The sequence below is a fragment of the Paracoccus benzoatiresistens genome (assembly GCF_026913015.1).
GTDB classification, from domain to species: domain Bacteria; phylum Pseudomonadota; class Alphaproteobacteria; order Rhodobacterales; family Rhodobacteraceae; genus Paracoccus; species Paracoccus benzoatiresistens.
In genome coordinates this window covers 288,380-309,582 of the sequence record NZ_JAPTYD010000001.1, presented here as the reverse complement: position 1 = coordinate 309,582, position 21,203 = coordinate 288,380, and the positions used below count along the sequence as shown (strand labels likewise).

The following is a 21,203-nucleotide window of genomic DNA, read 5'->3' as shown; positions in this document are numbered from 1 at the left end:
GCGAGGGGTTCGGACATGCGGCGACCCGGCGGCGCGAAACCTCACGCCGCCGGGTTGCTAATTCGGGGTCCGAACGCCAGAAATTCCATGCCGACCTCTATAGAAAGCCGACCGCGTGCCCGCAACCCTGACCGATGATGCCCTGAGCCGCCGCCAAGCCGCCGTCTCGCGCTTTGTCCGCAAGCGATACGGGCTTCGCGGCACCCTGCGCCTGCACCGCGCGGCGCTTGGGCTGGATCTGCTGCGCGCGCCGGTCAACGTGATGCTGTCGCCGGTCTTCCTGCTGACGCGGCTGCTGGCCTGGCTGCTGTCGCGGCTCGGGGCAAAACGCGCGGGCGCGTGGCTGGGCGCCCGGCGGGTCTTCCTGCCCTCGGACATGGGCCGGGTGATCGAACGCGACCTGCTGGCCCTGATCGCCGACCTGGACGCCCAGGGCATCGGCCCCGACGCCCCGCCTGATGCCGTGCGCCATCAGGCCGCCGCCCTGGCCGAAACGCGCAACGCCGTGTCCGAGATCACCACATCGCTGATCGTGCTGGCTTCGGGCTGGCTGCTCTTCAATCGCGCGACGCCGGGCGTCATCTCGCTGGCCGGCCCCCTTGCCGAGATTCGCGCCCATGCGACGGCGGTCGATGACTTCCTGCTGGGGAACACCCTGGGCCGCGCCTGGTACTGGGCCTTTCCGGTCCAGCTTTCCTCATGGGAGGTGGTCCTGACCGGCGTTGCCCTGGCGGTGATGGGATCGCTGGTCACGACCTTCGCCGGGCTGATCGCCGATCCGGTGCAGCTTTGGGCGGGCACGCACCGCCGCCGCATCATGCGCCTGCTGGAGCGTCTGGACCGGGCCGAACCCGCATCGGGGATCGAGCGTGAACACCTGCTGGCCCGCGCAGGCGACCTGTCGGATGCGCTGCTGATGCTGTGGCGCAACCTGCGCTAACCCCGCCCGCGATAGGGCGCAACGCCCTGATCCGGCAGCCACAGCCCGGCGGGCGCTGCGCCGGTCTGCCAGAACACGTCGATGGGCATGCCGCCGCGCGGATACCAGTATCCGCCGATCCGCAGCCATTGCGGCGCGATCGCATCCACCAGCCGCTTGCCGATGCCCACGGTGCAATCCTCGTGAAAGGCGCCGTGATTGCGGAAGCTGCCCAGGAACAGCTTCAGCGACTTGGATTCAACCAGCCAGTCGCCGGGAACATAGTCGATGACCAGATGCGCGAAATCCGGCTGGCCCGTGATCGGGCAGAGGCTGGTGAATTCGGGCTGCGTGAAGCGGACGACGTAAAGCTCGCCCGCCTGCGGGTTCGGCACGCGTTCCAGCACCGCCTGTTCGGGGCTGGCGGGCAGGTCGGTTGTGGCGCCAAGCTGGGTCAGCGCATCGGTGTAATGGGACATGGGGCCTTCCTCGTGCAGGGGCGCGGGGCAATAGCAGCGGGCGGCGCCTGCGTCAAACCGCGCCTTGCGCCCGGGCCTTGCCCGCGCCACATGAGTCCTGCCCACCCGGAGGCTCTTGGCATGATCCCGCCCCGCTTCGATGTCACCGCCGATCAGATCGACCGGGTCGTCGCCGTCTTCTATGCCGCCGTCCGCCGGCACGAGGTGCTGGGCCCGGTCTTTGCGGGTCACATCGCCGACTGGCCCGCGCACGAGGCGAAGATCGCCGCCTTCTGGCGCAACGCGATCCTTCATGAAGGCAGCTATGACGGCAGCCCGATGCGCGCCCATATGCGGGCAGGCGACGTGCGCGCGGATCATTTCCCGGCCTGGCTGGCGCTATTCGACGAAACGCTGCGCCGCACCCTGCCCCCGGCCTCCCCGCGCCTGGTCGGCCCTGGTGCAACGCATCGGCCAGGGCCTGCGCATGGGGGTCGAGAACATCCGCCCCTCCCATGACGGCCCGCCGGTCCTGCGCTAACGGTTGTTCCCGTCAGTCCTGGGCGGACGGGCGCGATAGGTCGGCAGCCTCCACCCCAGAAGCAGGCTGCCCGCGCGCAGGGCGATGACCACAAGCGCGCAGAAGATCAGCGCCACCGGGCGGGGCATCCCCAGGCCGATCAGGGCCACGCCGATCACCGCGCCGCCAAAGGTCGCGGTGACGTAGAGTTCGCCCTGCTTCAGCACCAGGGGCAGTTCGTTGCCCACCACGTCGCGGATCAGCCCGCCGAAAGTGCCGGTGACGACGCCCATGGCCACCACGACGATCGGGCTGACCCCGGCCTCCAGCGCAATGCCGACACCGGCGGGGACGGCCACGGCCAGGGCAAAGGCGTCCAGCCAGACGATCAGGCGATAGCGGCTTTCGAACAGGTGCGCGGTGAAGAACACCACCACCGCCGCCCCGGCCGTCAGCAGGATCAACTCGGGCCGCTGCACCCAGAACACCGGATCGCGGTTCAGGATCACGTCGCGCACCGTGCCGCCGCCGATGCCGGTCAGCGTGGCGAAGAAGATGAAACCCACCAGATCCAGCTGCGCCCGGCTGGCGACAAGGGCGCCGGTCAGCGCAAAGACCAGGACGCTCGCGTAGTCCAGCCACGGGACCAGCGCCGCCGGGGTCACCCCGCGACCTTCGCGGGCTTGAAGGGCGCCATGCCGCCTCGGGCCAGTTCGTCCGCGCGTTCGTTCTCGGGGTGGCCTGCATGGCCCTTGATCCAGGCCCAGGTGACGGTGTGGCGGCGCTGCGCTTCGTCCAGCCGCTGCCACAGCTCGGCATTCTTGACCGGCTTCCTGTCAGCGGTGCGCCAGCCATTGCGCTTCCAACCGTGGATCCACTGGGTCACGCCGTTCTTCACATAGGCGCTGTCGGTGGTGATGGTGATCGTGCTTGGCCGGGACAGAACCTCCAGCGCCGAGATCGCGGCCATCAGTTCCATCCGGTTGTTGGTGGTCAGCGCCTCGCCGCCGGCAAGTTCGCGTTCCTTGACCACGGTGTCGCCGTCCATGGCGCGCATCAGCACGCCCCAGCCGCCGGGGCCGGGATTGCCGCTGCAGGCGCCGTCGGTCCAGGCAAAGAGATCAGTCATCAAGCCCCACATATCCCGGCAGCGCCGCCACCCGATCCAGCCAGCGCCCGATAGCGGGATATCGCGCCATGTCGAAGCCGCCGCGTTCGCCCGCCGTGTGGGTATAGGCATAAAGGCAGATGTCGGCCAGCGTGGCCCGATCGCCCACCAGCCAGTCGCGCCCGGCCAGCCGATCCTCCATCACCTGCAGCACGGCATGGCCCCGGTCCAGCAGCTCCGCCAGCCGTTCGGGCGTCGCCTGCGCCGCGCGGTCGGGATAGGTCAGCAGGGCGGCACGGACGGCGACGACGGGCTCGTGGTTGTATTGTTCCCAGAACATCCAGCCCAGCATCTGCGCGCGGTCCACCGGGTCCGCAGGAACGAAGTCGCTCCCCTCGCCCAGATACCACAGGATCGCATCGGATTCGGCCAGCACCCGCCCGTCGTCCAGAGCCAGAACCGGCACCTTGCCATAGGGCAGGACCGGCTTGGCCTCGGCCAGGTTGGCCGATCCGTATTCGCAATCCACCACCTCGGCCACCTGCCCCAGCAGCGCCAAAAGCAGCCGCACCTTGTAGCTGTTGCCCGACGAGGGCATGGAATAAAGCCGCATCATCTCACTTTGGTCCAAATATCCCGGGGGTCCGGGGGCTGGCCCCCGGTGTGGCGTCTCTCAGGCGGTTTCCCGCAAGACGCGCGGCACCTTGAATTCGACATTCTCCTGCGCCGTCTCGACGATCTCGACCGTGACGTCATGGCGGGTGCGGAAGGCGTCGATCACCTCGTTGACCAGCACCTCGGGGGCGCTGGCGCCGGCGGTGATGCCCACGGCGCGCGCGCCCTCGATGGCGCGCCAGTCGATCTGGTCGGCGCGCATCACCAGCTGCGAATAAGCACAGCCCGCAGCCCGCCCGACCTCGACCAGGCGCTTCGAATTCGACGAATTCGGCGCCCCGATCACCAGAAGCGCGTCGATCTTGGGCGCCAACGCCTTGACCGCCGCCTGGCGGTTGGTGGTGGCATAGCAGATGTCTTCCCGGGCCGGGCCGACGATCCCCGGAAAGCGCGTCCTCAAGGCCGCCACGATATCGGCCGTGTCATCGACCGACAGGGTGGTCTGGGTGATGAAGGCCAGCCGGTCGGGATCGCGGGGCGTGATGCGGGCCACATCCTCGACCGTCTCGACCAGGATCACCTCGCCATCCGGCAGCTGTCCCATGGTGCCCAGCACCTCGGGGTGGCCGGCATGGCCGATCATCACCATCTGCAAGCCCTCGGCATGATGGCGCGCGGCCTCGTTATGGACCTTGGTGACCAGCGGGCAGGTCGCATCGACATGGATCATGTTGCGCCGACGCGCCTCGGCCGGCACGGCCTTGGGCACGCCATGGGCGGAAAAGATCACCGGCCGGTCGTCGGGGCAATCGTCCAACTCCTCGACAAAGACCGCGCCCTGCGCGCGCAGTGAGTCCACGACGAACTTGTTGTGGACGATCTCGTGGCGGACATAGACCGGCGCGCCCCATTTCTGCAGCGCCATTTCCACGATCTTGATGGCGCGGTCCACGCCCGCGCAGAACCCGCGCGGCGCGGCCAGATAGAGCGTCAGGGGGGGCTTGCTGTGTTCCATGCCCCCGAGGTAGCGCGAAGCCCCCGCTTCGTCCAGCATGAAGCCCGTCACAATGCGGCCATCGCCCCGTCGGCCCCGCCCCGCCGCCGCAAGCAGCGCCCGGCATCCTGGCCACGGATCGTCGCGGCCATGGACACACTTGCTTGCCATCATCGGCCCGGATGACTAGATAGGCGCGTCCGAAAGTGAAAGGCCGAAAGCCGTGGAAAACGTCGTCCTGACCATCCATCTGATCCTCGCGGTTCTGCTGACCGGGGTCGTGCTTCTGCAACGGTCCGAGGGTGGCGGGCTTGGCATGGGCGGCGGCGGTGGCGGCGTGATGACCGGCCGCCAGGCGGCCAATGCGCTGACCCGGCTGACCTGGATCTTCGGCATCGCGCTGTTCGTGACCTCGATCGCGCTGACCATCATCGCCGCGCGGCAGGTGTCGAGCAGCTCGATCATGGACCAGCTGGGCGTACCCGCAGGCCAGCAGCAGCAGGATTCAACCTTGCCCCAGGTTCCGGCCTATGTTCCGCCGCCCTCGACCGGAGCGGCCGGCGATCCGCTGACCCCGCCCGCGCCGGAAGCGGCGACGGATGCACCCGCGGCCCAGCCCGCACCGGCTGCGGAACCGGCGACCCCGCCCGCGGCCGAAGCACCGGCAGCACCCTCGACGCCGGCACCGGCGAACTGAGTCACACCACAGCTAGGGGCGGCTGAAGCTGCCCCCACATCAACTTGCGGTCCATTGCGGCCACGGGGCGAATCGGCTATATCTTGGCTCCCGTGATGCTGGTCGCAGCGCGACCCGCAACCATTCAGAATTTGCGAAATCACGGGGGCCTTCATGGCGCGTTACATCTTCATCACCGGCGGCGTCGTGTCCTCGCTTGGCAAGGGCCTGGCCTCGGCGGCACTGGGCGCGCTGCTGCAGGCCCGCGGCTTTACCGTGCGCCTGCGCAAGCTGGACCCTTACCTGAACGTCGATCCCGGCACGATGAGCCCCTTCGAGCATGGCGAGGTCTTCGTCACCGACGACGGCGCCGAGACCGACCTGGACCTGGGCCATTACGAACGCTTCACCGGCGTTGCCGCGCGCCGCACCGACAGCGTCTCTTCGGGCCGCATCTATTCCAACGTGCTGGAAAAGGAACGCCGGGGCGAATACCTGGGCAAGACAATCCAGGTCATCCCGCACGTCACCAACGAGATCAAGGACTTCCTGGCCGTGGGCGAGGACGAGGTCGATTTCATGCTGTGCGAGATCGGCGGCACGGTGGGCGACATCGAGGGCCTGCCCTTCTTCGAGGCGATCCGCCAGTTCATCCACGAACGCCCCCGCGGCCAGTGCATCCTGATGCACCTGACGCTGCTGCCCTATCTGGCCGCAAGCGGAGAGCTGAAGACCAAGCCGACCCAGCACAGCGTCAAGGAACTGCAGTCGATCGGCCTTGCCCCCGACGTGCTGGTCTGCCGCAGCGAACATCCGATCCCCGAAAAGGAACGCGCCAAGATCGCGCTGTTCTGCAACGTCCGCCCCGACGCCGTGATCCCCGCCTATGACCTGAAGACGATCTACGAGGCGCCCTTGGCCTATCACCGCGCGGGACTGGACCGCGCCGTGCTGGACGCCTTCGCCATCAGCCCCGCCCCGCGTCCCGACCTGTCGAAATGGGAAGACGTGATGGACCGGCTGGAGAACGCCGAAGGCCAGGTGAACATCGCCGTGGTGGGCAAGTACACCCAGCTTGAGGACGCCTACAAATCCATCGCCGAGGCGCTGACCCATGGCGGCATGGCCAACCGCGTCCGCGTCAAGGCCGACTGGGTGGACAGCGAGAAGCTGGAAGGCGAAGGCGCGCATCTGCTGGACGGATACCACGGCATCATCGTGCCCGGCGGCTTCGGCGAACGCGGGACCGAGGGGATGCTGGCCGCCGCCCGCTATGCCCGCGAAAAGAAGGTGCCCTACCTGGGCATCTGCCTGGGGATGCAGATGGCCGTGATCGAGGCCGCGCGCAACCTGGCCGGAATGCCCGACGCGGGGTCCGAGGAATTCGACCACGAGGCCGGCAAGACCCGCTTCACGCCGGTTGTCTATCACCTGAAGGAATGGGTGCAGGGCAATTATACGGTGCAGCGCAAGGTCACCGACGACAAGGGGGGCACCATGCGGCTGGGCGCCTATACCGCCATCCTGACGCCCGATTCGAAGATCAGCGAAGTTTATGGCGGCGCGACCGAGATCGAGGATCGCCACCGCCACCGCTACGAGGTGGACGCCACCTATCGCGAGCAGCTGGAACAGGCGGGCCTGTGCTTTTCGGGCATGTCGCCCGACGGCAAGCTGCCCGAGGTGATCGAATACCGCGACCACCCCTGGTTCATCGGCGTGCAGTCCCATCCCGAACTGAAGTCGAAGCCCTTCGAGCCTGCGCCGCTGTTCGCGGGCTTCGTCAGGGCGGCGATGGAGGAAGGGCGCCTGGTCTAGGCCAGGTTCTTCTTGCTTTTCCTGTGGTGGCGACGCCGGGTGCCCCGGATCATCACCACAGGGGACCGCAAGTGGGGTAAAATACGACGACTTGGGTCTGGCATGACCCGCACCCGGCGAAGGCGCTGCCCAGCGTGACCAAGGCGCGCCATCCGCGGAATGACCGGCCCTTCTGGCAGGTGCCGGCATGCTGACCGCTCTGTGGTGCCGTCCGGCTTCTATCCCTCGCTGGAGGCGCTGCCGCCGCCGCCGCCGACGCTTTCACGCGGGGGGCGCCCGACGATGTCCCGCAGCGCATCCAGTTCGATGAAATTGTCGGCCTGCCTGCGCAGGTCGTCCGCGATCATTGGCGGCTGGCTGCGGATGGTCGAGACGACCGAGACGCGCACCCCCTGGCGCTGCAGGGCCTCGATCAGCGGGCGGAAGTCCCCGTCCCCGGAAAACAGCACGGCATGGTCCAGCCGGGGGGCAAGCTGCATGGCGTCGATGGTCAGCTCGATATCCATGTTGCCCTTGACCTTCCGGCGGCCCAACGTGTCGGTGTATTCCTTGGCGGGCTTCGTCACCACGCAATAGCCGTTGTAGTGCAGCCAGTCGACCAGCGGGCGAATCGGGGAGTAATCCTCTCCCTCCATCAAGGCGGTATAGTAGTAGGCCCGCATCAGCTTGCCGCGACGATCGAATTCCTGCCGCAGCAGCTTGTAGTCGATGTCGAATCCCAATGCCTTGGCCGAGGCATAGAGATTGGCTCCGTCGATGAAGATCGCTAGGCGATCATCCTTGTAGAACATTATGGTTGCCTTCAATGGGACTGCTCGTTCAAGACACGGACCTGCCCGACGAAGTCGGCGCCATCGGTCAAGCTACAAAGCCTTCATAGAACGAACAGAAGCCTATGGAAAACTTGTCTTTCTGTATTGTTGCCCTAGGCGCGAATCTGCCGTCCGGCGCGGGCAACGCAGTCCAGGCGCTATGCGATGCGCTGGTGATTCTGCATGAACAGCCGGATATTTCAATAGAATCGACCAGCCGCATCTGGCGTACGCCGGCCTTTCCGCCGGGATCTGGGCCGGACTACGCCAATGCGGCCGCGACAGCCCGCACAAATCTGCCGGCGCCTGCCCTGCTGGACCGCCTGCACGGGATCGAGGCGCGCTTCGGCCGCGACCGCGGCACCGGCCGCTGGTCGGCGCGGGTGCTGGATCTGGACCTGATCGCGATGGACGACCTGATCCTGCCCGACCCGCAAACGCTGCGCCGCTGGATCGGCCTGCCGCTGGCGCGCCAGCGGGTCGAGGCGCCCGATCGCCTGATCCTGCCCCATCCCCGGCTGCAGGACCGGGGCTTCGTGCTGGCCCCCTTGGCCGAGATCGCGCCCGGCTGGCGCCACCCCTTGACCGGCAAGCCCGTGTCGCGGATGCTGGCGGAACTTGGCCCCGAGGCCCTTTCGGGGATGACACCGCTTGCGTCCGGCAGCGGCATGACCCATGCTTGACAATTCCGCATCTGGCGTCCAGAACCTCGGTTTCGCCCCGGATATCCGATTCGCAACTGCACAGGTGAGACATGGCCCGCGTAACGGTTGAAGACTGCGTCGACAAGGTCCCGAACCGCTTTGATCTGGTGATGCTGGCCTCGCATCGCGCGCGTGAGATCACGGCAGGCAGCCCGCCCACGGTTGACCGCGACAACGACAAGAACCCGGTGGTCGCCCTTCGCGAGATCGCCGAGGAAACGCAGCCCGTGGACGAGCTGCGCGAACGCATGATCGAATCGACCCAGACCCAGATCGAGGTCGATGAGCCCGAGGAAGACGCGATGGCCCTGCTGCTGGGCGCCGAGATCGACCGGCCCAAGCCCGCCGACGAGGAATCCGAGGAGCGGATGCTGCGCATGATGCTGGAAGCCAACCAGCGTTGAGGCATTGAGACACGAGGTCTTCGGCTAGGACATGATCGACGTCGAAGACCTTATCGCGCTTGTCCGCAACTATAACCCGCGCAGCAACGCCACCCTGATCCGCGATGCCTATGAATACGGGATGCGGATGCACGAGGGGCAGTTCCGCCACTCGGGCGAGCCCTATTTCACCCACCCCATCGCCGTCGCCGCCATCCTGACGGAAATGCGGCTGGACGACTCGACCATCGTCACCGCGCTTCTGCACGACACCGTCGAGGATACCCGCTCCACCAAGGAAGATCTGACCACTGCCTTCGGGGCAGAGATTGCCGATCTGGTCGATGGCGTCACCAAGCTGACCAACCTGGAACTGTCCTCGGCCCAGTCGAAGCAGGCCGAGAACTTCCGCAAGCTGTTCATGGCCATGTCGCGCGACCTGCGCGTGATCCTGGTCAAGCTGGCCGACCGGCTGCACAACATGCGCACCATCCGGTCCATGCGCCCCGAAAAGCAGGTCAAGAAGGCGCGCGAGACGATGGACATCTATGCGCCCCTGGCCGGGCGCATGGGGATGCAGTGGATGCGCGAGGAGCTGGAGGATCTGGCCTTCAAGGTCATCAATCCCGAGGCGCGCAATTCCATCATCCGCCGCTTCGTCAGCCTGCAGCGCGACAGCGGCGACATCATCGGCCAGATCACCGCCGACATCCGCGCCGAAATGGACAAGGCAGGCGTCGAGGCCGATGTCTTCGGCCGCGCCAAGAAGCCCTTTTCCGTCTGGCGCAAGATGCAGGAAAAGCAGCTCGCCTTTTCCCGCCTGTCCGACATCTACGGCTTCCGCATCATCACCCGGTCCGAAATGGACTGCTACCGTGCGCTTGGCGTGATCCATCACCGCTGGCGCGCCGTGCCGGGGCGGTTCAAGGACTATATCAGCCAGCCCAAGTCGAACGGCTACCGCTCGATCCACACCACCGTGTCGGGCCGCGACGGCAAGCGGGTCGAGGTGCAGATCCGCACCCGGCAGATGCACGAGGTGGCGGAGGCCGGCGTGGCCGCCCACTGGGCCTATCGCGACGGGGTGCGCACCAAGAACCCCTTTGCCGTCGATCCGGCCGAATGGATCGACAACTTGACCGACCGCTTCGAGGGCGAGGACCACAACGAGTTCCTGGAAGCCGTCAAGCTGGAGATGTACCAGGACCAGGTCTTCTGCTTCACGCCCAAGGGCGACGTGATCCAGCTTCCCAAGGGCGCGACGCCCATCGATTTCGCCTATGCGATCCACACGCGCCTGGGCAATTCCTGCGTCGGCGCCAAGGTGGACGGGATCCGCGTGCCCCTGTGGACGCGGCTGAAGAACGGACAGTCGGTGGACATCATCGCGGCATCCGGCCAGCGTCCGCAATCGACCTGGCTGGACATCGTCGTCACCGGCCGCGCCAAGGCCGCCATCCGCCGGTCCCTGCGCGAGGAAGACCGCGACCGCTTCATCCGTCTGGGCCGCGAACTGGTGCGCGTCAGCTTCGAGCATGTCGGCCGCAAGGTTACCGACAAGGCCCTGCGCACCGCTGCCAGGCAGATGGGCCTGGCCGACGGGGACGAGCTTCTGGCCCGCATCGGCAGCGCCGAGAATTCCGCCAAGGAGGTGCTGCAGGTCCTTTACCCCGACCTTGCCGCGCACCAGGAGGAAATCGACGGATCGCGCCCCTTCGCGGGGGTCGAGGCGGATGCCGACTTCAAGCGCGCGCCCTGCTGCAAACCCCTGCCGGGCGAACGCATCGTCGGCATTACCTATCGCGGCAAGGGCGTCGTCATCCATGCCATCGACTGCCCCGTCCTGGCCGAGTTCGAGGACAGCCCCGACCGTTGGGTCGATGTCCAGTGGCGATCCGGGCGCCACCCCGCCGTCTATTCCACCCTGCTGAGCCTGACGATCCGCCATGACGCGGGGGTCCTGGGCCGCATCTGCAGCCTGATCGGGGCGCAGGGGGCCAATATCTCGAACCTTGAATTCAGCGACCGCAAGCCCGACTTCTACCGCATCGAGATCGAGGTCGAATTGCGTGATCAGGAACATCTGCACAACCTGCTGACCGCGCTGGAAGCGGAAAGCGATGTGGCGCAGGTCGCGCGCGTCCGCGACGTTGCGATGAAACCCTGACGCGGGCTTTCGCATTCGACAGGCGGGGGGGATTGCAGGGGTGTTCAAGCGCAGCAAACCGCGCAGCTACGGACAGATGGCCAGCGAACTGGTCTATCCGCCGGGGGGCTTTCGCCGCTCCACCGCCTATCTGTGGCACAGGCTTCGCCGCCTGCCCGACCAGCCGCACCGCATCGCGCGCGGCATGGCGGCGGGGGTGTTCCTGTCCTTCACGCCGCTGCACGGCTTCCACTTTATCGTCGCGGCCCTTGTGTCGCTGGCGATCCGCGGCAATGTGCTGGCGGCCTTTGTCGGCACCTTCGCGGGAAACCCGCTGACAACGCCCTTCATCGCCCTGGCCGCGGTCGGCCTGGGGCGGACGCTTCTGGGGCTGCCGGGCGACATGTCGCCGCAGATGATCTTTCGCGAATTCGCCCATGCCACCTCCGAGACATGGCAGAATATCGTTTCCGCGATCGGTCCCGGCCCCACCAGCTGGAGCGGGCTTGCCGAGTTCTGGCACGAGATCTTCCTGCCCTATGCCGTGGGCGGCGCGGTGCTGGGCGCATTCGCGGCGGTTGGCGCCTATTACCTGACGATCCCCCTTGTGCGGCGCTATCACCGGCGCAAGGCGCTGGCGATGGCCAAGCGGATCGCGCGGGTCCAAGGCGCGCCGGATCAGGACCGGCGCAGGTAGCGTCGTCATCGGCCTGCCACAGTCCTGCCGCGTGGTTGTCACCTTCGCGCCTTAACGGGTCGGCTTCGTGTCGGAACGAAGGACCACGACCCATGCGCCTTATCCTTGCCCTGCTGGCCTGCTCTGCCGCCGCCCCTGCCCTGTCCGAGGAGGTGTTTCCCGCAACCTTGGCAGGCCACGCGATCCTGCCCGCATTCACGATGGTGACGCCGCCCGCCGACGCGCCGCGCGACCTGTGGGTGTCGGGCAAGTTCACCGGCAAGCAGCGGAACGAGGAGCCGATGACGGTCGAAGGCGACGTGGGCAAGGCCTATGGCGGCCACGGGACGGGCATTTCGCTGCCCTTCATCGGCCAGCCGGTGCAGGGCATGTCGGGGCTGGCCATGAACCGGGACGCCGATGGCAGCTGGTTCGCGCTGACGGACAACGGCTTTGGCAGCAGGATCAACAGCCCCGATGCGATGCTGTTCTTCCACCGGATGCAGCCGGATTTCGCCGGCGGCCGCGTGACGCGGCGGGAAACCGTTTTCCTGCGCGACCCTGACCGCAAGGTGCCCTTCCGCATCGCCAACGAGGCGACGGACGGCCGCTATCTGACGGGCGCCGATTTCGACCCCGAAAGCATCCAGAATCTGGACGGCGAATTGTGGATCGGGGATGAATTCGGTCCCTATGTCCTGCGCGTGGCCCGCGACGGGCGGGTCCTGTCGGTCCACCGGACGACGCTGGATGGCGAGGCCCTGGCGGGACCCGACACGCCGGGCGTCACCGTGCCGGCGCAACCCGGCGCGGATTACCGCGTCCAGCGGTCCGGCGGCTACGAAGGCATGGCGCTGCAACCCGGCACCGGGCTGCTGTGGGCGATGCTGGAAAAGCCGCTGCTGGGTCCCGACGGCCAGCCCGAGGGCGATTTCCTGCGCGTGATGACCTTTGACACGGCGGCGGGCGACTGGACGGGCGAAAGCTTCCGCTTCCGCCTGTCCGAGGGCGCGACAGCCATTGGCGATTTCAACTTCATCGACGACAACCGCGCCCTGGTGATCGAGCGCGACAACGGCGAAGGCGATGCCGCCCGCGCCTGCGCCGAGGGGGCGGCGGATCAGTCCGCCTGCTATCCGCAGCCCGCGCGCGTCAAGAACGTGGTGCTGGTCGATACCGCCAGCCGCGATGCCCAAGGCTTCATCCGCCGCATCGGCCATGTCGACCTGCTGGCCATCGCCGACCCGGATGGCAAGGCGTCAGGGGGCACGGCGACCGGCGGCACCTTCACCTTCCCGTTCTTCACCATCGAGGACGTGGCCCGCGTGGACGACACCCACATCCTTGTCGCCAATGACAACAACCTGCCCTTCTCGGGCGGGCGTGAGATCGGCAAGGCGGCGGACAACGAATTCATCCTGCTGTCGGTGCCGGAACTGCTGGCGGCGCGCTAGCCTTGGCGGGGGCGCCATGCCCCCACCTCCGCCGATCAGTCCCTCGCGTGCGCCAGGGCGTCCAGATAGGCCCTCGACCACCAGCCGACATCGTGTTCCATGACGCAGCGCAGCAGGGCGGCATGGCGCGCCTGGCGTTCCTCCAGACCCATGTCGATGGCCTGGTGCATGGCCTGCGCCATCTCGGTGGGATCATGGGGGTTTATGATCAGCGCCTCGGTCAGCTGCTCGGCGGCCCCCGCAAAGCGCGACAGGATCAGCACGCCCGGGTCCGCCGGGTCCTGGGCGGCGACATATTCCTTGGCCACCAGGTTCATCCCGTCGGCCAGGGGCGTGACCAGCCCGATCCGCGCCTGGCGATACAGGCCCGCAAGCTCGTTCCGGGGGATCGGGCGGTGGATGAAGCGGATCGGCGTCCAGTTGACGGTCGCGAACTGGCCGTTGATGCGGCCCGCCAGATGCTCCGTTTCCTCGCGGATCTGCTGATAGGCATCGACGGCTTCGCGCGTGGGCGGCGCGATCTGCAGCAGCATCACCCGTTCGGTCAGCGAGGGATCGCCATCCAGAAGCGCCTGGAAGGCCCGGAACCGCTGCGGGATGCCCTTGGAATAGTCCAGCCGGTCCACCCCGATCATGATCTGGGCACCGGTCAGACTGCGCATCCGGTCTTCCTCACGCGCGGCCTGCGCCTCGGCGATGAAGGCCTCGGTGTCGATGCCGATGGGAAAGACCCCCGTGTGCATGTCGCGCCCGGCGATGCGGAAGTGATTGTCGGACAGCCGCGCAAAATCCGAAAGGCTGCGCGCGCTGGCGGCGAAGTTGTCCAGGTCGCGTTGCGTCTGGAAGCCTGCCAAGTCGTAATACGACAGCCAGGTGAACAGTTCGTCAGGGTTGGGCAGGGTGCCGCAATCAGTGGGACCGGGAAAAGGAATGTGCAGGAAATGCCCGATCGGGGCCGTCACCCCCAGCTTGCGCAGTTCCTGAGCCAGGGGGAACAACTGGTAGTCCTGCACCCAGATATGGTCATCCTCGCGCAGATGCGGGACCAAAAGCCGGGCGATGCGTTCGTTCACGCGGCGATAGCCTTCCAGGTATTCCGGCAGGATCCGCATCAGGTCGGCGCGGCCATGGCAGACCGGCCACAGGACCGAGTTCGAGAAGCCCAGGTAATAGCTGTCGTGATCCTCGGCCGTCAGGTCGAACGAGGCCCGCCCGAAGGCCGCGCCTTCATGAAAGGTCAGGTCGTCCGCGGGCGTCTCGGTCGTTTCGCCGGAAAAGCCGACCCACAGCCCTCCGGATGTGCGCAGCGCATCCTCCAGCGCGACGACAAGCCCGCCCGACGGGCTGTCCCCCAGCGGAATGCGGTTCGAAACAGCTACCAGGCGCGCCATCACAGCACCTCCGCCAGGGTATCGTCCAGCCAGCGGGCCAGGGCGGCGGGATCTGACAGGCGGTAATGCGCGACCGTCTCGCCCTCGCCGATCTTGATGCCGTGGCCGCCGCGGGCCTGGGCATGGGCCATCGCCACCTCGTCGGTCAGGTCGTCGCCAGCATAAACGGGCACCCGGCCCGCAAAGGGCGGGATGGCCATCAGCCGGTCCAGCGCGCCGTCCTTGCCGGTGCCCGCCGGGCGCAACTCCACCGCCATCTTGGCGGGCTGCAGCACCATGTCGGGATGGGCATCGGCCAGGTGCTGCATCACCTCCTCGACCACCGTGCGCAAGGACGGGTCCGCGCGGTAATGCAGGGCGACGCCGTGGGGCTTGCGTTCGACCAGGATCGCCGGGCTGTCTGCCACGGCCCGGGCGGCGGCGCGGTGCAGGCTGGCCACGTCCAGATCGACCCCATGCGTCGTCTCGATCAGCCGGCCGTCCAGCGACAGTTCCGCCCCGTGGCTGCCCGCCATGGCGCCCGGGAAATCCGGCAGCCAGGACCGCAGGTCGGCGATGTCGCGGCCGGACACCAGGGCCACCGCCCCGCCCAGCCGCTCGTGCAGCCGCGCCAGCCGCTGCGGCAGTCCGGGCGGGACCACCACGGCATCGGGGCGGGGCGCGATCTCGACCAGGCAGCCGTCGAAATCCAGAAACAAGGCTGCATTTGCGGACAAGGGAGGGAGGTTTTGGGCAAGCGGCTGCATCGGCGCGCATTCTCCTTTGCAACGGATGGAATAGTTCCAACCCCCCTGCCCCCCAGAGGTTTCACAAGAACGCGAGTTTTTCCGCCGCGTCAGGGTTGCCCGTCGCCACCCCCCGCGCCATCGTCGCGCCAGATCCGGAGGAACCCATGCTGCCAACCATCCTGCAAGACTTGCGCCTTCCCGTCGTCGCCTCGCCCATGTTCATCGTCTCGGGGCTGGAACTGGTCATCGCGCAGTGCAAGGCAGGCATCGTCGGCAGCTTTCCGGCGCTGAACGCCCGCGAACAGCAGGGCGAGCCGCCCCTGCTGGACATCTGGCTGACCCGCATCCGCGAGGAACTGGACCGCCACAATCAGGCCAACCCGGACCGGCCCGCCGCGCCCTTTGCCGTCAACCAGATCGTGCATCGCAGCAATGCCCGGCTGGAACGCGACATCGAGATCTGCCACCGCCACAAGGTGCCGATCTGGATCACCAGCCTGGGCGCGCGGGTCGAGGTCAACCAGGCTGCCCATGATTGCGGCGGCATCGCGCTGCATGACGTGATCAACAACGTCTTTGCCAGAAAGGCCATCGAGAAGGGCGCGGACGGATTGATCGCGGTTGCCGCAGGCGCGGGCGGCCATGCCGGGCCGCTGTCGCCCTTTGCCCTGGTGCAGGAGATCCGCGACTGGTTCGATGGCCCCCTGCTGCTGTCGGGCGCCATCGCCACGGGCCGGGCGGTGCTGGCGGCGCAGGCCATGGGCGCAGATCTGGCCTATATCGGCAGCCCCTTCATCGCCACGACCGAGGCGAACGCGCCGGAAGACTACAAGCGGATGATCGTGGACAGCGCCGCGGGCGACATCGTCACCTCGTCCCTGTTCACGGGGGTTTCGGGAAATTATCTCGCGCCCTCGATCCGGGCGGCGGGGATGGATCCGGACAATCTGGACAGCGCCGATCCGTCATCCATGAATTTCGGCAGCGGGACATCCAAGGCCAAGGCCTGGAGCCAGATCTGGGGATCGGGCCAGGGCATCGGCGCGGTGCGCGACATCGTGCCGGCGGGCACGCGGATTGACCGGCTGGCCGCCGAATATGCCGCAGCAAGGGCCGCGATCTGCGCCTGACCTTTGCGATCCCGCCCGCCCTTCCCATATTGGGACGACAAAGGACCAGCGGAGGACAAGCATGGCCTATGAAAAGACCGCCGACGCCCTGGCGCGGCTGACGCCCGAGCAGTATCGCGTCACCCAGGAAAACGGCACCGAACGCGCCTTTACCGGCGAATACGACCACCATTTCGAACCCGGCATCTATGTGGACGTGGTTTCGGGCGAGCCGCTGTTCGCGTCGTCCGCCAAATACAACTCCGGCTGCGGCTGGCCGGCCTTCACCAAGCCCATCGACGGGAACGTGACCGAACACCGCGACGTGTCCTATGGCATGGTCCGCACCGAGGTCCGCTCGAAGCACGGCGACAGCCATCTGGGCCATGTCTTCCCCGACGGCCCGCGAGAAGCCGGGGGCCTGCGCTACTGCATCAACTCGGCCTCGCTGCGTTTCGTGCCGCGCGACCAGATGGACGCCGAAGGCTACGGCCAGTACCTGTCCCAGGTCGAGGAGGCAGCACGATGAGCGAACGTGCGGTTCTTGCGGGCGGCTGCTTCTGGGGAGTGCAGGATCTGATCCGCCGCCTGCCCGGCGTCATCTCGACCCGCGTGGGTTACACCGGGGGCGAGGTCGCGAACGCCACCTATCGCAACCACGGCAACCATGCCGAAGGACTCGAGGTGATCTTCGATCCGACCATCCTCAGCTATCGCAAGCTGCTGGAGGTGTTCTTCCAGATCCACGACCCCACCACGCCGAACCGGCAGGGCAACGACATCGGCCCCAGCTACCGCTCGGCAATCTATTACGCGGATGACGAACAGAAGCGCGTGGCCAAGGAAACCATCGCCGATGTGAATGCATCGGGCCTGTGGCCGGGGCCCGTCGTGACCGAGGTGGAACCCGTGGGCGATTTCTGGGAGGCCGAGCCGGAACACCAGGATTACCTGGAGCGCTTCCCGAACGGCTATACCTGCCACTTCCCGCGCGCGAACTGGGTGCTTCCGAAGAAGCGCGTGACTCTCTAGGCGGTTCGGGTCAGGCCCGGCCCGACGCGGCGGACAGCAGCGACGGGTCGATGCCCTGGGCGCGCAAGGCGCTTTGCCACTTGTCGTGATGATCGGCGCCGAAGATCAGCTCCTCGGCCCCGTCCCCGGTCAGCCAGCCGTTCTGCAGCATCTCGGCCTCAAGCTGGCCCGGCCCCCAGCCCGCATAGCCAAGTGCCAGGACGGCGGATGCCGGGCCATGGCCGTGGGCCAGATCCTCAAGGATGTCGCGGGTGGTGGTCATCGCCAGCGTCCGGCCGATGCGCAACCGCCCTTCCGGGTCGTCGCCATGTTCCGGGACGTTGTGCAGCACGAAGCCCCGCCCCGGTTCCACCGGGCCGCCAAAGCGCACCTCGATCCGCCGGGCCGAGGCATCGGTGGCGATGCCAAGCTGTTCCAGCAGGTCGCCGAAGTCGATCTCGGGCATGGGGCGGTTCAGGACCAGGCCCATGGCACCTTCATCCGTATGGGCGCAGACCAGCACGACCGAGCGCTCAAAGCGCGGGTCGGCCATCCCCGGCATGGCGATCAGGACCTTTCCGGTCAGGTTGGTCTGCCCGCCGCCATCGGAAAGGCGGCGGCGTTCGGGACTGCGGCCATGGCTTTCGGGGGTGATGCTCATCTGGTCTCCTTTCCGTATTAGATCGAACTTCGGTTGCCTTGTTGCAAGTGCCGCGCGGCTTTGTGACTTCATCCCCGGGCGGCCAGCCGCTACCTATGGGTCATGATCCGCATTGCCCTTTCCCTCGCCTGCCTTGGCCTGACGGCGCTGCCGCTTTCGGCCGAAGGCCTGCCGCCCGGCCTGACCGGCGCGCGCATCCTGCCCGGCTGGACCCAGCCTGACGGAAGCCGCATTGCCGCCATCGAGTTCCAGTTGCAGCCCGGATGGAAGACCTATTGGCGCAGTCCGGGCGACAGCGGGCTGCCGCCGGTCCTCGACTGGTCGGGGTCCGGCAACCTGGACGGGATCACGCTGCACTGGCCCGCGCCGCAGGCGATCGCCTCGGGCGACGGCCTAGCGCTTGGCTATCACGACCGGCTGGTGCTGCCCTTCACGGCCAGGCCCGCCGATCCTGGCCAGCCGCTGGACCTGGCGGTGGCGGTGGATTTCGGGCTTTGCAAGAACATCTGCGTCCCGGCCAGTGTCGCCCTGCAGGCCGAGGCGCCCGGCGCCGCCCCCGATCCGGCGATCCTGGCCGCGATGGACCAGGTGCCCGATCCCGTCCCAGACCGCCCCCGCTGCAAGTTGCAGCCGATCGAGGACGGGGTGCGCGTCACAGCCACCTTGCCCCGCTCGGTCGCGGTGGCCGCCATCGAACTGGCCGGCAGCGATGCCTGGGTCTCGGGCACCAGCCTGGAGGCGGAAGACCGCGGAACGGTCCTGACCGCGGATGTCGTGCCGACTGGCGCCGCGCCCTTCGACCTGCCCAAGGAACGGCTGGTCTTCACGGTGATCGGCGACAACGGCGCGGTCGAGATGCGGGGCTGCGCGGGATAGGTGCGTGTTCACACGCACCTTGCCAACCCGCGGGTTGTCAGCGCCCGCCCGCCCCCTCCAGACGCGCCGAAAGCGACAGCAAATCCGCCCAGGCCTCGCGCTTCGCGGGAGGGTTGCGTAGAAGATAGGCGGGATGGGTCATGGGCAGGGCCGGCCGGCCAAAGGCCTCGACCCAGTTCCCCCGCAGCCGCAGGATGCCGCGCCGGCCGATCGCCGCATCGCAGGCGATATTGCCCATCAGAACGATCAGGTCGGGCGCGGCCAGTTCGATGTGACGGCGCACGAAGGGCAGGCTGACGGCGATCTCGTCGGGCTGCGGGTCGCGGTTGCCGGGCGGGCGCCAGGTCAGGACATTGGTGATGTAGAGCGACTTTTCGGCATCGACCGCCTGCCGCGACAGTCCGATGGCATTGAACATCCGGTCCAGAAGCTGCCCCGCGCGACCCACGAAAGGGCGGCCCTGGCGGTCTTCCTCGTCCCCCGGCGCCTCGCCCAAGATCAGGACGCGTGCCGCCGGATTGCCGTCCGCAAAGCAGAAATTGCGCGCGCCCTTCTTCAGCTCGATCCCGTCAAAGGACTCTTGCGCGGCGGCCAGCGCGTCCAGCGTCCCGGCCTGCGCCGCCAGCGCCTCGGCCTGGGCCACGCGGACAGCAAGGTCGTCTCCGTCAGGCTCCGGTCGCAGAACCGCGGGCGTGGCAACAGGCACAGGCGGTGGCGCGGGAGCATCGGGCCTTGCCGCCAGTTCGAAACGGTCCACGGGCGCATCCAGCACCGCCTCGTCCACGCCCATCTCGGCCTGCCACTCCAGCAGCGCCAGGGCGGTTTCCGCGTCAAGCTCGATCCCGTGCCAGGTCAGCCGCTCCACGCCTCAGTCCACCACCAGCATGTAGCCCGTGCCGCGCACGGTCTGCAGGAATCGCGGCTCGCGCGGGTCGGGCTCGATCTTGCGGCGCAGCCGGGTGATCTGCACGTCGATGGCCCGTTCGGAGTTCTCGGCCTCCTCGCCCGCCCCGCCGCGTCCCAGATCCTCGATCAGGTCGGCGCGGCTGACGGGTTCGCCCTTGCTGGCGGCAAGGCGGCGCAGCAGCGCCTGTTCGGTGCCGGTCAGGCGCAGGTGATTCTCGCCCTGCCACAACTCGCCCTTGTCGAGGTCGTACCGTAACGCGCCAAGCGTCAGGAACTTGGGGTGGTGAACCTCGGGGGCGGGCACGCGGCGCAGGATCGCATTGATGCGCAACAGCAATTCGCGCGGCTCGAAAGGCTTGGGCAGGTAATCGTCCGCGCCCACTTCCAGCCCGGTGATGCGGTCCTCGGTATCGCCCCGCGCGGTCAGCAGCAAGATGGGCGTCGCCAGCGTCTCGCGCAGGCTGCGGGTCAGGGCAAAGCCATCCTCGCCCGGCATCATCACGTCCAGCACGATCAGGTCGAATTCCAGCCCCGCCAGCAAACGCCGCGCCTGCGCCGCATCGCGGGCCGGGGTGACAAGAAAGCCGTTCTTGCGCAGGAATCGTCCCAGCAGCGCACGGATGCGTTCATCGTCATCGACGATCAGCAGATGGGCATCGTTCTGGCTCATGGCGGGCCTTCATTCGGGCATATCCTTCATGGACTGATACTGCGCCCGCGTCTCGGGGTCCATCATCGCCTCCAGCACCTGACGAAAGCCCGCCACCGCCTGCGGCCCCGCGGCGCGATAGGCCTGCCGCATCCGCGCCCGCTGCGCCTCGGACAACCGGCGTTCCAGGGCCGTCCCCTTCTCCGTCAGGAACAGCAGCCGCTCGCGCCGGTCGCGGCGGCCGACGCGGCTTTCGACCAGCCCGTCCTCGATCAGCGTGCGCAGCACCCGGTTCAGCGACTGCTTGGTCACGCCCAGCACCGCCAGCAGCGCGGTCACCGTCAGCCCCGGATCGCGATGGATGAAATGCAGCGCCCGGTGGTGGGCGCGGCCATAATCCATGTCGGCCAGGATCAGGTCGGGGTCGGCCGTGAAGGCGCGATAGGCGAAGAACATCGCCTCGATACCGCGACGCAGCTTTTCGTCGGTCAGGAACAGCAGATCCTCACCCATCATGCTATGAACGCGGAGCGTCTCGGCCATGTGCCATCCCTTTCGCAATTGCTTCCCTGATAGGGCAGCGATGTTG

Annotated in this window: 25 protein-coding genes; 13 read left to right on the top strand and 12 right to left on the bottom strand. The window is 67.4% G+C overall.

What is annotated here, in order from left to right; translation table 11 throughout:
• Nucleotides 1–115 precede the first annotated feature (115 nt).
• Complete coding sequence (locus OU682_RS01580; protein ID WP_268940297.1) at nucleotides 116–940, top strand: DUF6635 family protein; 825 nt, start codon at nucleotides 116–118, stop codon at nucleotides 938–940.
• Here the strand turns inward: OU682_RS01580 and queF are convergent.
• Nucleotides 937–1,398 carry a preQ(1) synthase gene (gene queF / locus OU682_RS01575; RefSeq protein WP_268940296.1) on the bottom strand — a complete coding sequence of 154 codons (462 nt, stop codon included), beginning with the start codon at nucleotides 1,396–1,398 and terminating at the stop codon, nucleotides 937–939. The genes OU682_RS01580 and queF overlap by 4 nt on opposite strands.
• A gap of 120 nt (nucleotides 1,399–1,518) precedes the next feature.
• On the opposite strand from queF, the gene OU682_RS01570 reads away from it, so the two are divergent.
• Nucleotides 1,519–1,896 (top strand): group III truncated hemoglobin, encoded by a 378-nt coding sequence (locus tag OU682_RS01570; RefSeq protein ID WP_371832187.1) that lies wholly within the window; start codon nucleotides 1,519–1,521, stop codon nucleotides 1,894–1,896.
• 18 nt (nucleotides 1,897–1,914) lie between these two features.
• On the opposite strand, the gene OU682_RS01565 is transcribed toward OU682_RS01570, so the two are convergent.
• From OU682_RS01565 to ispH, 4 genes are read right to left on the bottom strand one after another with little or no spacing between them, the layout of a single operon-like run.
• Nucleotides 1,915–2,562: a trimeric intracellular cation channel family protein gene (locus OU682_RS01565; protein ID WP_268940295.1), complete on the bottom strand. Its 648-nt coding sequence runs from the start codon at nucleotides 2,560–2,562 to the stop codon at nucleotides 1,915–1,917.
• The gene (rnhA, locus tag OU682_RS01560; protein ID WP_268940294.1) at nucleotides 2,559–3,026 is read right to left on the bottom strand and encodes a ribonuclease HI; all 468 of its coding nucleotides are present in this window, start codon (nucleotides 3,024–3,026) and stop codon (nucleotides 2,559–2,561) included. The genes OU682_RS01565 and rnhA overlap by 4 nt, the downstream gene beginning before the upstream one ends.
• Complete coding sequence (locus tag OU682_RS01555; protein ID WP_268940293.1) at nucleotides 3,019–3,618, bottom strand: glutathione S-transferase family protein; 600 nt, start codon at nucleotides 3,616–3,618, stop codon at nucleotides 3,019–3,021. The genes rnhA and OU682_RS01555 overlap by 8 nt, the downstream gene beginning before the upstream one ends.
• A gap of 60 nt (nucleotides 3,619–3,678) precedes the next feature.
• Complete coding sequence (ispH, locus tag OU682_RS01550) at nucleotides 3,679–4,635, bottom strand: 4-hydroxy-3-methylbut-2-enyl diphosphate reductase (protein WP_268940390.1); 957 nt, start codon at nucleotides 4,633–4,635, stop codon at nucleotides 3,679–3,681.
• A 202-nt stretch (nucleotides 4,636–4,837) separates the two neighbouring features.
• Here ispH and secG point away from each other — a divergent pair, with 202 nt between their 5' ends.
• Together secG and pyrG are read left to right on the top strand one after the other, a co-directional pair.
• Nucleotides 4,838–5,311 carry a preprotein translocase subunit SecG gene (secG, locus tag OU682_RS01545; protein WP_268940292.1) on the top strand — a complete coding sequence of 158 codons (474 nt, stop codon included), beginning with the start codon at nucleotides 4,838–4,840 and terminating at the stop codon, nucleotides 5,309–5,311.
• Between the two features lie 153 nt (nucleotides 5,312–5,464).
• A complete protein-coding gene (gene pyrG, locus OU682_RS01540) occupies nucleotides 5,465–7,108 on the top strand; it encodes a CTP synthase (protein WP_268940291.1) in 1,644 nt (547 codons plus the stop codon).
• 218 nt (nucleotides 7,109–7,326) lie between these two features.
• On the opposite strand, the gene OU682_RS01535 is transcribed toward pyrG, so the two are convergent.
• On the bottom strand, nucleotides 7,327–7,899 hold the full coding sequence (locus OU682_RS01535; protein WP_268940290.1) for a LabA-like NYN domain-containing protein: 573 nt from the start codon (nucleotides 7,897–7,899) through the stop codon (nucleotides 7,327–7,329).
• 104 nt (nucleotides 7,900–8,003) lie between these two features.
• Here OU682_RS01535 and folK point away from each other — a divergent pair, with 104 nt between their 5' ends.
• The 5 genes from folK to OU682_RS01510 all read left to right on the top strand — a co-directional run bounded on the left by folK (nucleotide 8,004) and on the right by OU682_RS01510 (nucleotide 13,283).
• Nucleotides 8,004–8,603: a 2-amino-4-hydroxy-6-hydroxymethyldihydropteridine diphosphokinase gene (folK, locus tag OU682_RS01530; RefSeq protein ID WP_268940289.1), complete on the top strand. Its 600-nt coding sequence runs from the start codon at nucleotides 8,004–8,006 to the stop codon at nucleotides 8,601–8,603.
• A 71-nt stretch (nucleotides 8,604–8,674) separates the two neighbouring features.
• Nucleotides 8,675–9,028, top strand: coding sequence for a DNA-directed RNA polymerase subunit omega (gene rpoZ / locus OU682_RS01525; protein ID WP_268940288.1), 354 nt, complete (start codon nucleotides 8,675–8,677; stop codon nucleotides 9,026–9,028).
• Nucleotides 9,029–9,059: 31 nt separating this feature from the next.
• Complete coding sequence (locus OU682_RS01520; RefSeq protein ID WP_268940287.1) at nucleotides 9,060–11,174, top strand: RelA/SpoT family protein; 2,115 nt, start codon at nucleotides 9,060–9,062, stop codon at nucleotides 11,172–11,174.
• A gap of 40 nt (nucleotides 11,175–11,214) precedes the next feature.
• Nucleotides 11,215–11,850: a DUF2062 domain-containing protein gene (locus OU682_RS01515; protein ID WP_268940286.1), complete on the top strand. Its 636-nt coding sequence runs from the start codon at nucleotides 11,215–11,217 to the stop codon at nucleotides 11,848–11,850.
• A gap of 92 nt (nucleotides 11,851–11,942) precedes the next feature.
• The gene (locus OU682_RS01510) at nucleotides 11,943–13,283 is read left to right on the top strand and encodes an esterase-like activity of phytase family protein (RefSeq protein WP_268940285.1); all 1,341 of its coding nucleotides are present in this window, start codon (nucleotides 11,943–11,945) and stop codon (nucleotides 13,281–13,283) included.
• Between the two features lie 35 nt (nucleotides 13,284–13,318).
• On the opposite strand, the gene OU682_RS01505 is transcribed toward OU682_RS01510, so the two are convergent.
• Together OU682_RS01505 and otsB are read right to left on the bottom strand one after the other, a co-directional pair.
• Nucleotides 13,319–14,674: an alpha,alpha-trehalose-phosphate synthase (UDP-forming) gene (locus OU682_RS01505; protein WP_268940284.1), complete on the bottom strand. Its 1,356-nt coding sequence runs from the start codon at nucleotides 14,672–14,674 to the stop codon at nucleotides 13,319–13,321.
• Nucleotides 14,674–15,420: a trehalose-phosphatase gene (otsB, locus tag OU682_RS01500; RefSeq protein ID WP_268940283.1), complete on the bottom strand. Its 747-nt coding sequence runs from the start codon at nucleotides 15,418–15,420 to the stop codon at nucleotides 14,674–14,676. The genes OU682_RS01505 and otsB overlap by 1 nt, the downstream gene beginning before the upstream one ends.
• A 146-nt stretch (nucleotides 15,421–15,566) precedes the next feature.
• On the opposite strand from otsB, the gene OU682_RS01495 reads away from it, so the two are divergent.
• The 3 genes from OU682_RS01495 to msrA all read left to right on the top strand — a co-directional run bounded on the left by OU682_RS01495 (nucleotide 15,567) and on the right by msrA (nucleotide 17,543).
• A complete protein-coding gene (locus OU682_RS01495; RefSeq protein ID WP_268940282.1) occupies nucleotides 15,567–16,532 on the top strand; it encodes an NAD(P)H-dependent flavin oxidoreductase in 966 nt (321 codons plus the stop codon).
• A 61-nt stretch (nucleotides 16,533–16,593) separates the two neighbouring features.
• Nucleotides 16,594–17,040 (top strand): peptide-methionine (R)-S-oxide reductase MsrB, encoded by a 447-nt coding sequence (gene msrB / locus OU682_RS01490; RefSeq protein WP_268940281.1) that lies wholly within the window; start codon nucleotides 16,594–16,596, stop codon nucleotides 17,038–17,040.
• Nucleotides 17,037–17,543, top strand: coding sequence for a peptide-methionine (S)-S-oxide reductase MsrA (gene msrA, locus OU682_RS01485; RefSeq protein ID WP_268940280.1), 507 nt, complete (start codon nucleotides 17,037–17,039; stop codon nucleotides 17,541–17,543). Before msrB ends, msrA begins: the two co-directional genes overlap by 4 nt.
• A gap of 10 nt (nucleotides 17,544–17,553) precedes the next feature.
• On the opposite strand, the gene OU682_RS01480 is transcribed toward msrA, so the two are convergent.
• Nucleotides 17,554–18,084, bottom strand: coding sequence for a YqgE/AlgH family protein (locus tag OU682_RS01480; RefSeq protein ID WP_268940389.1), 531 nt, complete (start codon nucleotides 18,082–18,084; stop codon nucleotides 17,554–17,556).
• A gap of 201 nt (nucleotides 18,085–18,285) precedes the next feature.
• On the opposite strand from OU682_RS01480, the gene OU682_RS01475 reads away from it, so the two are divergent.
• Nucleotides 18,286–19,059: a protein-disulfide reductase DsbD domain-containing protein gene (locus OU682_RS01475; protein ID WP_268940279.1), complete on the top strand. Its 774-nt coding sequence runs from the start codon at nucleotides 18,286–18,288 to the stop codon at nucleotides 19,057–19,059.
• Between the two features lie 37 nt (nucleotides 19,060–19,096).
• On the opposite strand, the gene OU682_RS01470 is transcribed toward OU682_RS01475, so the two are convergent.
• The 3 genes from OU682_RS01470 to OU682_RS01460 form a co-directional block, all read right to left on the bottom strand.
• A complete protein-coding gene (locus tag OU682_RS01470; RefSeq protein WP_268940388.1) occupies nucleotides 19,097–19,849 on the bottom strand; it encodes a uracil-DNA glycosylase in 753 nt (250 codons plus the stop codon).
• A gap of 78 nt (nucleotides 19,850–19,927) precedes the next feature.
• A complete protein-coding gene (locus tag OU682_RS01465) occupies nucleotides 19,928–20,635 on the bottom strand; it encodes a response regulator (RefSeq protein ID WP_268940278.1) in 708 nt (235 codons plus the stop codon).
• Nucleotides 20,636–20,644: 9 nt separating this feature from the next.
• Nucleotides 20,645–21,157: a MarR family winged helix-turn-helix transcriptional regulator gene (locus OU682_RS01460; protein WP_268940277.1), complete on the bottom strand. Its 513-nt coding sequence runs from the start codon at nucleotides 21,155–21,157 to the stop codon at nucleotides 20,645–20,647.
• Nucleotides 21,158–21,203 lie beyond the last annotated feature (46 nt).